General features: G+C 62.0%; 14 protein-coding genes and 1 pseudogene. 8 read left to right on the forward strand and 7 right to left on the reverse strand.

All coding sequences use genetic code 11. The annotated features are described in order from the left end of the window. Window positions 1-9: 9 nt before the first annotated feature. Both AB4Y97_RS15505 and AB4Y97_RS15510 read right to left on the reverse strand, forming a co-directional pair. Window positions 10-1245: a Zn-dependent hydrolase gene (locus AB4Y97_RS15505; protein WP_441999942.1), complete on the reverse strand. Its 1236-nt coding sequence runs from the start codon at window positions 1243-1245 to the stop codon at window positions 10-12. Continuing rightward, the gene (locus AB4Y97_RS15510) at window positions 1242-2450 is read right to left on the reverse strand and encodes a diaminopropionate ammonia-lyase (protein ID WP_441999943.1); all 1209 of its coding nucleotides are present in this window, start codon (window positions 2448-2450) and stop codon (window positions 1242-1244) included. The genes AB4Y97_RS15505 and AB4Y97_RS15510 overlap by 4 nt, the downstream gene beginning before the upstream one ends. A gap of 105 nt (window positions 2451-2555) precedes the next feature. Here AB4Y97_RS15510 and AB4Y97_RS15515 point away from each other — a divergent pair, with 105 nt between their 5' ends. Next, entirely contained in the window at window positions 2556-3044 is a 489-nt protein-coding gene (locus tag AB4Y97_RS15515; RefSeq protein ID WP_441999944.1) for an Lrp/AsnC family transcriptional regulator, read from the forward strand. Window positions 3045-3380: 336 nt separating this feature from the next. Further along, window positions 3381-4559, forward strand: a complete 1179-nt coding sequence (locus tag AB4Y97_RS15520) for an acyl-CoA desaturase (RefSeq protein ID WP_441999945.1) — start codon at window positions 3381-3383, stop codon at window positions 4557-4559. Between the two features lie 163 nt (window positions 4560-4722). On the opposite strand, the gene AB4Y97_RS15525 is transcribed toward AB4Y97_RS15520, so the two are convergent. Further along, window positions 4723-5301 (reverse strand): L,D-transpeptidase, encoded by a 579-nt coding sequence (locus AB4Y97_RS15525; RefSeq protein ID WP_441999946.1) that lies wholly within the window; start codon window positions 5299-5301, stop codon window positions 4723-4725. Between the two features lie 252 nt (window positions 5302-5553). On the opposite strand from AB4Y97_RS15525, the gene AB4Y97_RS15530 reads away from it, so the two are divergent. Next, entirely contained in the window at window positions 5554-6153 is a 600-nt protein-coding gene (locus AB4Y97_RS15530; RefSeq protein WP_441999947.1) for a M15 family metallopeptidase, read from the forward strand. A gap of 398 nt (window positions 6154-6551) precedes the next feature. Here AB4Y97_RS15530 and AB4Y97_RS15535 read toward each other — a convergent pair whose 3' ends face one another. From AB4Y97_RS15535 to AB4Y97_RS15545, 3 genes are all read right to left on the reverse strand, one after another. Next, window positions 6552-7025 carry a YidB family protein gene (locus AB4Y97_RS15535; protein WP_441999948.1) on the reverse strand — a complete coding sequence of 158 codons (474 nt, stop codon included), beginning with the start codon at window positions 7023-7025 and terminating at the stop codon, window positions 6552-6554. Window positions 7026-7395: 370 nt separating this feature from the next. Continuing rightward, window positions 7396-7860, reverse strand: coding sequence for a hypothetical protein (locus AB4Y97_RS15540; protein WP_441999949.1), 465 nt, complete (start codon window positions 7858-7860; stop codon window positions 7396-7398). A 297-nt stretch (window positions 7861-8157) separates the two neighbouring features. After that, entirely contained in the window at window positions 8158-8496 is a 339-nt protein-coding gene (locus AB4Y97_RS15545; protein WP_441999950.1) for an integrase, read from the reverse strand. A 543-nt stretch (window positions 8497-9039) separates the two neighbouring features. Between AB4Y97_RS15545 and AB4Y97_RS15550 the strand changes: the two genes are divergently transcribed. The 3 genes and pseudogenes from AB4Y97_RS15550 (at window position 9040) to AB4Y97_RS15560 (ending at window position 10480) form a co-directional block, all read left to right on the forward strand. After that, window positions 9040-9795: an SDR family oxidoreductase gene (locus tag AB4Y97_RS15550; protein WP_441999951.1), complete on the forward strand. Its 756-nt coding sequence runs from the start codon at window positions 9040-9042 to the stop codon at window positions 9793-9795. A gap of 106 nt (window positions 9796-9901) precedes the next feature. After that, window positions 9902-10243, forward strand: a pseudogene (locus AB4Y97_RS15555) (cupin domain-containing protein); the annotation flags it as partial. Between the two features lie 12 nt (window positions 10244-10255). Beyond that, complete coding sequence (locus AB4Y97_RS15560) at window positions 10256-10480, forward strand: hypothetical protein (protein ID WP_441999952.1); 225 nt, start codon at window positions 10256-10258, stop codon at window positions 10478-10480. Between the two features lie 124 nt (window positions 10481-10604). On the opposite strand, the gene AB4Y97_RS15565 is transcribed toward AB4Y97_RS15560, so the two are convergent. Next, complete coding sequence (locus tag AB4Y97_RS15565; RefSeq protein WP_441999953.1) at window positions 10605-11138, reverse strand: GNAT family N-acetyltransferase; 534 nt, start codon at window positions 11136-11138, stop codon at window positions 10605-10607. 451 nt (window positions 11139-11589) lie between these two features. Between AB4Y97_RS15565 and AB4Y97_RS15570 the strand changes: the two genes are divergently transcribed. Together AB4Y97_RS15570 and AB4Y97_RS15575 are read left to right on the forward strand one after the other, a co-directional pair. Then, window positions 11590-11736, forward strand: coding sequence for a hypothetical protein (locus tag AB4Y97_RS15570; protein WP_441999954.1), 147 nt, complete (start codon window positions 11590-11592; stop codon window positions 11734-11736). 2 nt (window positions 11737-11738) lie between these two features. Next, window positions 11739-13031, forward strand: a complete 1293-nt coding sequence (locus AB4Y97_RS15575) for an epoxide hydrolase family protein (RefSeq protein WP_441999955.1) — start codon at window positions 11739-11741, stop codon at window positions 13029-13031. Window positions 13032-13072: the final 41 nt, after the last annotated feature.

Raw genomic sequence — 13072 nt, forward strand, 5'->3', positions numbered from 1 at the left:
CTTATTCAGTTATTCGGCTGCGAGGCGAATGACGACGTCGAGCAGGATGTTGGCGCCTGCAATGAGGTCGGCCTCCGGCGTGTGCTCGCGGGGATTGTGGCTGATGCCGCCGATGCTCGGCACGAAGATCATCGCGGCTGGCGCGATCCGGGCGATCATCTGGGCATCGTGGCCTGCGCCCGAGGTCATGCGCTTCGCGGTGAGCCCCCGTTCCCGGACGGCATCCTCCACCAGCTCCACAATCCTCCGGTCGAAGGTCACCGGCTCAAACCGCGCCAGCCGCTCGACCGAGATCGTGACCTCCTCGGCAGCCGCCAGCTCCTTCAGGTAGGCGGCCAGGGCTGCTTCCTCGGCCTGAAGGCGCTGCTCGTCGGGATCGCGCAGGTCCACCGTGAAGGTGGCGCGGGAGGGGATGACATTGATCGCGTTCGGCTCAAAACCCATGCAGCCCACCGTCGCGACAGTGGGTGTATTCGCGTTGCGGGCCCGATCGCGCAGGAAGGTAACCACGCGCGCTGCGGCATGGCCGGCATCCCGACGCATCGACATCGGCGTCGTGCCGGCATGGTTGGCGTCGCCGTCGATGGTGACACGCTGCCAGGAGATGCCTTGAAGGTTCTCGACCGCGCCAATGGGCACGCCCTTGCGCTCCAGAACGGGTCCTTGCTCGATGTGCAACTCGACATAGGCGTGCGGCTTGAGGAAGCCCGGTTCTTCGGACCCGGCATAGCCGATGCGCTCCAGCTCCTCGCCGAGAATGGTATCATCGGTGCCGACCGTCGCCAGCGCCTCCTTGACCGAGAGTCCTCCGGCATAGACCAGCGATCCCATCATGTCGGGCGCATAGCGCACGCCTTCCTCGTTAGTGAAGGCAGCGACCGCGATAGGCCGCGCGGGGACGTATCCGGCGGCCTTGAGGGTCTCGATCACCTCCAGCCCGGAGAGCGCGCCGTAACAGCCGTCGAAGATACCGGCATTGATGACGGTATCGATGTGCGAGCCGAGTAGGACGGGTGCTTCGTCAGCGTTGTCGGCATGTCTCCAGATCCCGAAGATGTTGCCGATGCGGTCGACGGCGACCTCCAAGCCTGCCGCGCGGACCCATGCGACGAAGGTATCGCGTCCGGCCTTGTCGGCGTCGGAGCCGGCGAGCCGCACCAACCTGTCGTCGCTATCCCGACCGATCTGCCCGAGCTCCCGGAGGCGGCCGAGCAGGCGCTCCGCGTTGATCGACAGCGTGTTCATGTGTCCGCCCCTTCGCCGCGGGTTGCGACCGTATCGGGCGCCATTCCGACCAACTCGGCGTAGCGCTCCGGATCGGTGGCACCTTCGGTGTTGATGAGGAACACGCGGGACGCTTCATCGAGATGGAGCGCTGCCCTGATCTCAGGATTCGCCGCAGCGCGAATGAGGCCGGCAAGGCCAGCACCGCCACTCTCGCCCGCCACGATGGCCGGATCATTCCCGGTAGGTCGGGCCAAGCGGTTCATCACCGCGACCGCATCCTCCTCGTCAACCATCATGAACGCATCCGCGACGCGGGACAGCACCCGCCAAGCAACCAGCGACGGCTCGTAGCATTCCAGCATTGCCATGACGGTCGGTTTGTCGTGGTCGATCTTGACCGGATGTCCCGCCCGCGCGGTTTCGAAGAGACAGGCAGCCCGCGCCGGATCGACCACGACGAAGGTCGGCCGGCAGTTGCCAAGCACAAGCGAGAGATGCCCCGCCACGGCGGCAGCGACGCCGCCGACGCCCGCCTGCACGAACACATGGGTCGGGGGAGCGGGAAGCTGGCGCAAGGCTTCGCGAACCATGGCGGTGTAGCCCTGCATGACCAGCCCTGGAATGCGCTCGTAGCCCGGCCAGGAGGTGTCGGAGACCACGGTCCAGCCCTTCTCGGATGCGACACGTGCCGCGTCCGCGACCGAGTCGTCATAGGTGCCCTCGACCCGGATCATCTGTGCGCCGAAGCGGGCGATGGCCGCCACGCGCTCATCACTGACGCCGGAGTGAACGAAGATGGCAGCCCTCGCGCCGACAAGTTGCGCCCCCTGAGCCACCGAGCGACCGTGATTGCCGTCCGTGGCACAAGCAAACGTCATCCCGGCCGCGATTGAGCGGACCTCAGGCGAGTTCAGCTCGGCAATGTCGATCTGACGGCCGAGCAGGCGGCTAGCTTCCTCCAGCACGAGCCGAATGACCGCGTAGGAACCACCCAGGGCCTTGAAGCTGCCGAGGCCCAGCCGGGAGCCCTCGTCCTTGATGTGGATCGCGCCCACCCCGAGTTCGACGGCCAGGGTTTGGAGGGTGTGTAGGGGCGTCGGGGCATGGTTGTCGCGATAGCTGAGATGCCGCTCGACCTCCTCGGCAGCCTTCACGCCCAGCGTCTCGGCATCGACCGGATCAAGGGGCTTACGGTAGTCGGAGTGCTGGTTGGGCAGGAACATCGCCGTCCTTCTAATGTGAGACGGCGAGAAGATATTGCACTTGGCACGAGAAAGGCGCTCTATTTGGGCCCTCTGGATGCAAGAATTTTTCGTGTAAGTGGGTCCGTGGTGTCCAAGTCTTTGTCCTCGATCACCCTCGACAGCTTTGATCTCGCAATCCTGAACATCCTCCAGCGCGACAATTCGACCCCACAGCGGGTCATCGGCGAAACCGTCAATCTGTCAGCGCCGGCCGTGCAGCGCCGCATCCGGCGGATGGAGGAGACCGGGATCATCCAGGCCAACGTCGCGATCATCGATCCGGCCCAGGTCGGGCAATCTATCACCATCTTCGTCGAGGTCGAGGTGATCAGCGAGACGGGGGAGCTGATCGATGCCGCCAAGCGGGAGTTCGCCTCGGTTCCCGAGGTGCAGCAGTGCTACTACGTCACCGGAGAGGCTGACTTCGTTCTGGTGATCGTGGTGCCGACGATGACGGCCTATGAAGCGCTCACGCGGCGCCTGTTCTTCGGCAATAACAACGTGAAGAGGTTCCGTACCTTTGTGGCCATGGACCGCGTCAAGGTAGGATTGGCAGTTCCGCTCCCGGGATGACCGGATACATCAATCCTTGCCGACTTCTGCGCAGCAGGGAACGACGGCTTATGGCACAGGGTTGACCTTAGCCTTCTTTCCGAGGTGCAGGAGTAAGCAGGCCTTCCAAGACGAGGGTCCTTCTTCCCAATTTGACCCGTTCCAGACCTTGTCAACCAAGGAGGAGAGCCAGCAAGTTCGCTCCCCCGAACAAGTCTCACTCGTCTCTCGGCAGCGCCCACTAAGTCGCACGAAGCCCGGCTTTCTCTCCCGATAGTTTATAGCTAAACAAATTCTCGGCGCGGCTTGCTCCCCTAACGGCAAGCCAAGCGCCACCTGACATCTTATGGGTTTAGAATGAGTTCCACGTCTCCCCTCAAGCAACAACAGCACGACGATCACCACGATCATGACGACATCGTCTACCCACAGACGATCCCCTTCATCCTCGTTCACTTGGCGTGCTTCGCCGCTATCTGGACCAGCGTGACCTGGGAGGCGGTCACCATTGCCGCCAGCCTCTATTGGCTGCGGATGTTCGGGATCACGGCCGGCTATCACCGCTACTTCTCGCATCGTTCCTACGCAACAAGCCGGGTGTTCCAGTTTATTCTCGCCTGTCTTGCGCAGAGCTCAGCTCAGAAGAGTGTACTGTGGTGGGCCGCCAAGCACCGGCACCATCACCTGTTCTCCGATACCGAGCATGACGTGCATTCGCCGCGCCATACGGGCTTTCTCTTTGCCCATGCCGGCTGGATCTTCGCGCGCAAGCACGACACCGTCGATCTCGTGAAGGTCGGCGACTTCACCAGGTATCCGGAGCTGATGTGGCTCCACAGGTACGAGCTGGTTCCTGCCGCCGTGCTCGCCGTGATCACCTTCCTGATCGCGGGCTGGCCGGGTCTTGTGGTGGGCTTTTTCTGGAGCACGGTGGCGGTCTACCATGCCACCTTCTGCATCAACTCGCTCGCCCACGTGCGCGGGTCCAAGCGCTATGTGACCGGCGACGACTCCCGCAACAACTGGCTGCTGGCCTTCTTCACCATGGGCGAGGGTTGGCACAACAATCATCATGCCTACCAGGCCAGCGTGCGCCAGGGCTTCCGCTGGTGGGAGATCGACCCGACCTTCTACATCCTCAAGGCGCTCTCGTGGGTCGGCGTGGTGTGGGATCTCAAGAGCCCGCCCGAAGCCGTTCTGAAGAACGAGCAGAAGCTCGGCTCGCGGGTGATCGACCGGGCCGCCGCCGATCTCGTTGCGACCTTCAACGTGGAGAGCATCACGGCCAAGGTGAGCCATGCCCTGGAAACCACCCCGAGCCTCACCGACCTACGGGTGAAGCTCACCGCGGCGCAGCACAAGGCGCATGAGGTGCTGGCTCATGTGCATCTGCCGCATGTTCCCACGCGGGACGAGATCTGGGCGCGCGCCTCGACCATGTTCGTGAAGACGCGCTCCCTGGATGACATCGTCGAACGGGCGCACCGCCTGATCCTGGAAGCGGTCGGCACCCGGCTGGTTGTCGCGGCAGGATGATGTACGTAAGGAGAGAAGGGGCGCATGAGGCGCCCCTTCTCTCATTCAGGACCCTGGACCCACAGCCGGCAAATGTCTCTTCCTGGCACGAGGCAGACCTTGGCTGGACTTCTTCATTGCCGGGTGAGCTGACCTTCACCATGCCCGTCTGAAAGCCTACGGGTCAGCGCAGCACCACGACCTTGGTGCCCACCCTCGTGCGGCTGTATAAGTCAATGACATCGGCATTTGTCATGCGAATGCACCCGGATGACACCGCGTAGCCGATTGTCTCCGGTTCGTTCGAACCGTGAATGCGGTACATGGACGAGCCGAGATAGAGAGCCCGGGCCCCCAGTGGATTGCCTAAGCCGCCTTTCATGTAGCGCGGCAGATCGGGTCGACGTCGCAACATCTGGGCCGGGGGGCTCCAGTCGGGCCATTCCCGCTTCATGCTGACGGTCTTCGTCCCATTCCAGGTAAAGCCAGGCCGACCGACCCCGATCCCGTACTGGATAGCCCGGCCCTGGCCGAGCACAAAATAAAGCCGCCGCTGGCTAGTCGAGATGACGATTGTGCCAGGCTGATGCGAACCGCCCCAGGCGACCACCTGACGGGCCGTCGGAGAGGACAGCCCGCCAAACAGGCGCTCGAGGAAATTCGCGGGGTGACCGCCGAGCGAAGCCACCGGTTGCGCCTGAACTGGCCCGGTGAGCATCGCCATACAAGCCAACCCCGCGACTCCGGGCAGGAAGTGAGACATGCGGGCCTCCCTTGTGCGATAGGGCACAGCTTCAACGCGGGAAGCCTGGCTTTCGGTTCCGTTCCGCCCGCATCCCGCTGCATAGCTGCATAACGGTGGACGGACTTTCATTAGCTCCGCTCTACGTCACGATGTATTCTTCGGAACAGCCGAACGGCGTCCCGTACCGCGGTCCGGTTCAGTGATGCCAGAGCGGCCGAAGTGTTCCACCTTCATTGGGCAACGTCGTGCTGCGACTATTGAGGTGTCGCCATGGTTCTCACCGTACGTTCCCTCCGGCTCGGATTGCTGATCGTCACCCTCTTTGACGTGGGCCTGTATGCCGTAGCGCAGGAGGAATCCGGCGTTGGTTCACGAAGATCTCCGGATGCCTCCACCAGTCCGTTCTACGGACCTGGTGGCGTCTATGCCAAGATCCCCACGAGGGATGAATATGGCCGGGATCAGCTCGCCATGTTCCGAGCGTGGAACCCGGACCCAACGGGAAACCATGAGGCTAACCTCGAGGCCATCAACCCGATGCTCGCCCATGTGGTGCGGAAGGCTCAGGTCGACAATCCCGGCCTGCGTTTCGTGATCGGCTCGGGTAAGCGCGACGACAAGCTACAACGCAGGGCGGTTGCCTGGGGCTGGTCCAAAACGCAGGAAAGCCCGCACCGGTCGGGCAACGCGGTCGACTTATGGCCGCTCGACCGGGAGGGTCGCGTCTACTTTGATCCGCAGACCCAGAGTCGGATCGCCGTCGCCTTGAAGAAGGCCGCCGCTGAGCTGGGAGTAGCCATCCGCTGGGGTGGCCATTTCCACGGCTTCAAGGACAGGGATCGCTCGCACTTTGAACTCGTGCCGCCATAACCGGAACAGGTGCCTTGCCGCCGCCCGGTGCGAGAGCCTGAGGCTGACCACAGCCGGACTTCCGCGTTCAAGCGGTAAGCCGACCTTCACTGACCCCAATCAAAGTCGCACTTTGACCGAGGCTGCCGTTTGCCAGGAGATCATGTACAAATACCGGGCGGTACGCCAGGATCTATAAGTCGTCTCTGGTGCGACGAAAGAGCGTCCGGAGTATGCTAAAGCATCGTGCGATGAAGGGGGCCGGCTCTTCGCAAAAACGATGCAGCAAAAAAGAGTTAGAGCTGGCGTTACGATACCATCGGAACACCGATGCTTTCTCCTTATCGAGAGCGCATCGTTCTTTGCGAACCGAAGGTCCGCGTCAGCGAAAAACCGGCTCCACTTTTCCGCACGATGCGCTAGCGGGACGAGATCTCCTGTTCGGTCGGTAGCCGTCCTTCCGGCGTGGACTGGTCGACAGCCCGCGGCAGGTCCCGCGACAATCGGGCGAGGATCTCGTCGCGCGAGAGCCCGGTCTGCTGGGAGAGAGTGGCCAGCACATCCGGCCCGATGGCCTGTTCAAGCTGTTGAGGGGCGACTTCTTTGTTCGGACCGGTGCCAATCCAGGATTCCACTGCTTCGCCCTGGCCATTCTGCCGGAACCTCTCCACCAGCTCGCCCAGTCCGCCGCTCAGCACTCCGCCGGCGCTTGTTCCGCCCAGGTTTCCGAGTAGCCCGCCCAAGCCGCCCTGCTGCTGGCCGGAGCCACCGGTTGCGCCGGCATTGCCCGGAGCTTGCCCACCGAGCATCTCCGCCAGCTTGTCGCGGTTCTGATAGCCGGCGATGGCAAGAAGCCCGAGAAGGGCGGTCATGGAGGGAAATCCGCGGCTCATATTGATGCTCCTGGTTGTCCGACAGAAACAGAGGCCACGTGGAAAGAGTTCCGGGAAGGCCGCAAAAGCCTCATCGATTGCGCTCACGGACGAGCTCCGGAACCCGCAAAATAGGAATCTCCCGGTTCCCACAACGAACGTCTGGCGTTGGCACCCTCCGGAAGGAGGGTGAGCGTCTGCAGCGGAGTGCATCGACGTTTACCAATCCGCTCGCAGGTGCACTCTGACCCAGAGCCGCTGTTATTCCTTCATGTCACAACCATGTCACAACGGAATGGTCGCAACCGGAAAGCGGCGCAGCTTGAAAATCGCAGACGGCCGGCTCCATAGGGAAGGGGTCTCCTGTCTCAATGATCATTTACAGTGCATCTCAATACACGCGCCCCGGCCGGTACGGTGCATCCCATTCGGATGGATCATCGTAGGAAGGGGACCGAGCCTCATCAGCCCGATCCCGTGGCGTAGGGCCACGATCCGCGTGAGGCATTGGTTCCGGTGAGCGCGGATTGTCTGCTCGATCAAGAAAGGCCAGCGTTCCCCGGAGGATGGACCGGGCCGTGTCAATCACACTGTCTGCAATGTCGCGCAGGCGCATGTCTCCAAGACGACCGCCGTCCTCCTGAAAACCACGATGGTGACCGTCGTGTCGGTACTGGTCGGCAGCGTAATGGTCCGGGCCACGATCCGGCATCAGGCCCGTGAAGAGGCCCGCGCCTGCAAGGACCATGAGCAGAACGACCGGCACGACAAGCCGGAAAGCCAGACCAATGAGTCTGGTGATGACGACATAGCCGATGATCAGGAGAATTGCCGCCGTGATGATGCCGGTACCCAAGTGTCTAGTGCCCTTGTCATATTGTGTGTGGCGAGCCTATCGATGATATCGGCGGCGATTTTGTGTCGACGCTTCTGTGTCATTGGGGCCGCACGTTGTCGGATGGGCGACCCCGCGCTCGCGGACTTGACGGTGTCGATAGATCCGCAGAATGCGACAACAGCATGCGTTCCATAGACCAAGGGATTAGCCCGATCGCGCGAAGCCAAGATCCCAGCAGGCGAGCGTACTGCGCGTCGTCATTGGCCTTTGCCGATTGATATGGCTTGGAAACAGCGGCTCGCCCTTATGCAGTTCCTACTTCTCGAGCCAGCGTCCTATGGCTTCGCGGGCCTGCTCCGTGATCTCGAACTGAACAGGCCGGCCCGTCTTTCGCTGCATGACAGTGGCTCGGGTCCGCACCCGCCCATTAAGGGCTACATCATCGACCCGGAGCGCGATCACGTCACAGGCGCGCAGCTTGCTGTCGAGCGCGAGGTTGAACAGAGCCAGATTGCGAACGCGCTGCGCCACTTGGAGCCTGACCCGAATGGACCAGATCTCCTTAGCCTTGAGAGGCGGCTTCGGACCAATTAGCTTGCCCCGGTTCCAAGGTGCTGTGGTTCGGCAAGTATGGTCGGCGATAGTGTCTTGCATTGCAGTGCTCCTGAAACGAAGCCCCCGCAATGAAGCTTGGCCGAAACGGGCGACAGAAAACCAAGTCTGGGCATTCTTACTAGATCTTGGGAAGGCAGCTTCCCGAGGCAATCAGGACGTTCCTTTCTTTTCGCCAATCTCCTCCTCTGACCCCAAGATGACTTTCCGCCCAGCGCTGGCAACAACCATCCGGACGCAGCTTTCACGCTGTCGCGGGAAGGCGTATCCTGTTCCCATAAGGTGAAGTCTCTGCGTTTAACCTGAGCTCCCGACGAGCCGCCTTTGATTGACACTTCGTCGACGTCGCTCCTGTACCGCGTGGTTGCGTACCCCATGGGAGGAGCCGATGGATCCCCGGAAATCCGCTGTGTCCGCTCTCACGGTTCTGCCTGCCGCGGCGCCGCAGACGTACCGGCGTGCGGTGCTTCCTCCGGCTTATGACCTCCTCCGGCGGAGCGCACCGCGTTCCGATCTCGTCGGGCTGCAAAGTGGCGCAAAGGGTCTCCAGCCGTCGACGAGGGAGGGCAAGGGAGGGTATAAGTCATGAAGATCGTCGTCATCGGCGGCACCGGCCTGATCGGCTCGAAGACCGTCGCCATTCTGCGCCAGGGCGGCCACGAGGTCGTCGCCGCCTCGCCCCAAAGCGGTATCAACAGCATCACCGGCGAGGGGCTCAAAGAGGCCATGGCCGGCGTGCAGGTGGTGGTCGACCTCTCCAATTCGCCCTCATTTGCAGACGAGGCGGTGCTGGAATTCTTCGAGATCTCCGGCCGCAACCTTCTTGCGGCGGAGGCCGCAGCGGGCGTCCGGCACCATGTCGCGCTATCCATCGTCGGAACCGACCGGACGCCCGACAATGGCTATTTCCGCGCCAAGGTTGCCCAAGAGAAGTTGATCGAGGCCTCCGGCATCCCCTATACCATCATCCGCTCGACCCAGTTCCTGGAATTCCTCGGCGGCATCGCCGCTTCAAGTGCGGATGGAAACATGGTCAGGCTTTCGCCCGGCCTCTTCCAGCCTATCGCGGCAGACGACGTTGCTGCCATCGTTGCCGATGTGGCGCTCGCGGCGCCGCGAAACGGCATCGTCGAAATCGCCGGCCCGGAACGAGCCCCGTTCAACGAAATCGTCGCCCGCTATCTGAAGGCGGTCGGCGACCCGCGTGAGGTCGTGAGCGACCCCGCAGCCCGATACTTCGGCGGCCGGGTCGAGGAGCACTCGCTCGTGCCGTTGGGCGAGGCGCGCCTCGGCCGCATCGGTTTCGACGAATGGCTCCGCCGCTCACAGGCGGGGGCCTGATCCCGCATCCGCCACCCGAAGGAGTGCTCCATGAAACGCCTCCTCTGTTCGCTGCTTGTCGCCACCCTGCCGTTCGGCAGCGTCCTTGCGGATGCAGCCGAAGGAAAAGAACGCCAGGGTGACCCTCGTCTACCAGCACGAGCTACCGAACGTCCTCGGCAAGAGCCTCAAGGGTGTGCTCGTCGAATATGGCCCGGGCGGTTACTCGCCTGGCCACACGCATCCCAAATCCGCCTTCATCTACGCGACCGTTCTTGAGGGGGCGATCCGTAGTCAGGTCAACGACGGACCGGTGACGATCTATAAGGCCGGACAGAGCTTCTCCGAGCTGCCTGGGGACCGCCACAGCGTCAGCGCCAATGCCAGCGAGACGCAGCCGGCCAAGCTCCTCGCGGTGTTCGTGGTGGACACGAACGAGGCGGAACTGACGATACCATTCGGAAACTGAGGCGACAGCGCCATGGCGAGAACTTACCGTGAAGTGGCAATAGAGGACATGCTGCGAACCGGCGAAGAAGCGATGAGCGGCGTGATTGACTGGTGGGGAGACCTGCCGCCGTCGATGAACGAAGCGATCGAGCAATTTCGCACCCAACTTGGGGCGGCCATAGATTCCGTAGAATTCGTTAAACGGGCGCTCGACAGAGAAGTGCCCGAAACCGACTACGGGGATGGCCCTCCCTGATGTTTGCCGTGGTGCGTGAGTCCGGTTATGGCGCTTTCCGGAAGTAAACCGTACGTCTGCTGAGGAAGGGGACGACAGACATTCCTGAGGCGTTGGCAATTTCCTCCTCTGACCCAAACCGGACTCAATCTGTTCCGAGGCAGCATAGTTCGCCTTTGCCACAGTTCCGTAATTCCCGTTCCGCGAAATCCGCTTGTAGGCTAGTGGACGAAGCTTGCTCCTTTGGCTCCAGCAGCTTTCTCATGAAGTAGCGGTTCGAGCCCCGGGGATGGTCGTCAAGGGCGCCAAACAGCTCAAACCCATTCTTCTCGTAGAAGCCGCGAGCCTGAAATCCGAACGTATCGAGCCACAGACCAACGCAATTCCGCTCCCGCCCTACCTCCTCAGCCTTCCGCAGGAGTAAGGTGCCAATATTCTGTCCCCGGCACTGCTCAGGCACAACGAGGTATTCGATGAAGACCCAGTCGAAGGCTGATTTGCCCCACAAGCCTCCGACTGTCTCTCCAGTGTTCGGATCACGCAGCAATAACACAAGCGGCTGGAAGTGAGAGGGCGGGCCGTTGCTGCGGTTGTAGGCGATGAGAGGCTTCAGGATCGCCTCGCGGTCAGCAGGGCCTGGGGTCTCACTCATGACGATTTCGGGCAGGCTCTGGCTCATCCACGCTCTCTGTCTTCTGGAAGGATCACCAGCTTTAGCTGGTGAGGGTAGACTGCACACTTGGGCGGTTTCCAATCGGTCCCATAAACGGCCATACCTGAAATGGTGACCGCAAGCCATTAATGGGTAAAGCACACAACGAGCGCCAGGCTCGGAAGGTCTCAAAATCGCACTGGGCTGACCTTAGCCTTCCTTCCGAGGTGCAGGAGTAAGCAGACCTTCCAAGACGAGGGTCCTTCTTCCCAATTTGACCCTGAACTGCCCTTCCGCTCAGCGATGACAATGACAGACCGAGTGCCGCTTTCCCGCCATTACAAGACGGTGTATCCTGTTCCCGTAAGGCGAAGTCTCTGCGTTTGACCTAGGCTCCCCGCCGAGCCGCCTTTGATCGCCAGCTTTGTCGACGTCGCTCCTGTACCGCGTGGTTGCGTACCCGAGGGAGGAGTCAACCATGTCGCTCATCGACATCTTCGCCTGGATCGCTTTCTTCGCCCTCGTGGTGATCACCATCGCAGTCTTGGCCGCTGGCCCTGATCCAGCCCTATGCCGATCTTCTCGCCCAGCACGCAAGTTTGCTTGTCGACCAGAGAGAGAATGACGATGTCCTTTCTGACTACCTCAGCCGCAGTGCTTCTGGCCACGTCAGCAGCTGCGCTCGCCGTCAGTCTGATCCCTACGCAGCTTGCCGCGGCGCCCGCCGCTCCGGGCACGGCGACTGAAGACACAGCGATCCGGCCGTTTACGTTCCGCGCGTCCGACGAGGAGCTTACCGATCTCAAACGGCGGATTAAGGCGACCAGATGGCCCGGTCAGGAGCTGGTGGCGGACGACACGCAGGGCGTGCGACTTGCGACAATGCAGAAGCTCGCCGACTATTGGGCGAACCAGTACGACTGGCGCAAGGTCGAGGCGCGGCTCGCCGCACTGCCGCAGTTCGTCACCAACATCGACGGTGTCGACATCCACTTCATTCACGCCAAATCGAAGGACCCGAACGCGCTGCCGGTGATCATCACGCATGGCTGGCCGGGTTCGATTATCGAGCAGCTGAAGGTGATCGACCCGCTGACCAACCCGACCGCTCATGGCGGGACCGCGGCGGACGCGTTCGACGTCGTCATTCCCTCGATTCCGGGGTACGGCTTTTCCGGCAAGCCCACGGAGCTTGGATGGGACCCGCAGCGCATCGCGCGCGTCTGGGCCGTCCTGATGGACCGGCTGGGGTACAAGAAATATGTCGCACAGGGCGGTGACTGGGGCGATGCCATTTCCGAGCAAATGGCGCTTCAGAAGCCCGCGGGGTTGCTTGGCATCCACACCAACATGCCGGGAACCCTCCCTGATAACATTTCAGTGGCGCTTGCCGGCGGACCATCGCCCACTGGTCTCTCGGCTGACGAAAAATATGCGTGGGACCAGCTGGACTTCTTCTACAAGCACCGTGTGGGTTACGCGCAAGAAATGGGCAACCGTCCGCAGACGCTCTACGCTCTGGAGGATTCGCCCATCGGCCTTGCCGCGTGGATGCTTGACCATGATGCAGCCAGCCAGAAGCTCATCGGACGAGTCTTCGACGGGCAGTCGGAGGGGCTCACGCGTGACGATATCCTCGACAACGTCACGCTCTACTGGTTGACGAACACGGGTGTCTCATCGGCGCGCCTCTTTTGGGAGAGCAAACTCGCATTCTTCGCCCCCAAGGGCGTCACCATTCCGGTCGCGGTGAGCGCTTTTCCAGACGAAATCTATACCGCCCCGCGCAGTTGGACCGAGAAAGCGTTTCCCAAACTGATTTATTACAACCGGCTTCCCAAAGGCGGGCACTTTGCGGCCTGGGAGCAGCCGGAACTCTTCAGCACGGAGATCCGAGCAGCGTTCAGATCACTGCGTTGATGGGAAGGAGATGGGCGGCGTGCATGCAGTGTGCGCCGTCG

This window comes from Microvirga sp. 2TAF3 (assembly GCF_052114965.1).
Classification (GTDB): domain Bacteria; phylum Pseudomonadota; class Alphaproteobacteria; order Rhizobiales; family Beijerinckiaceae; genus Microvirga.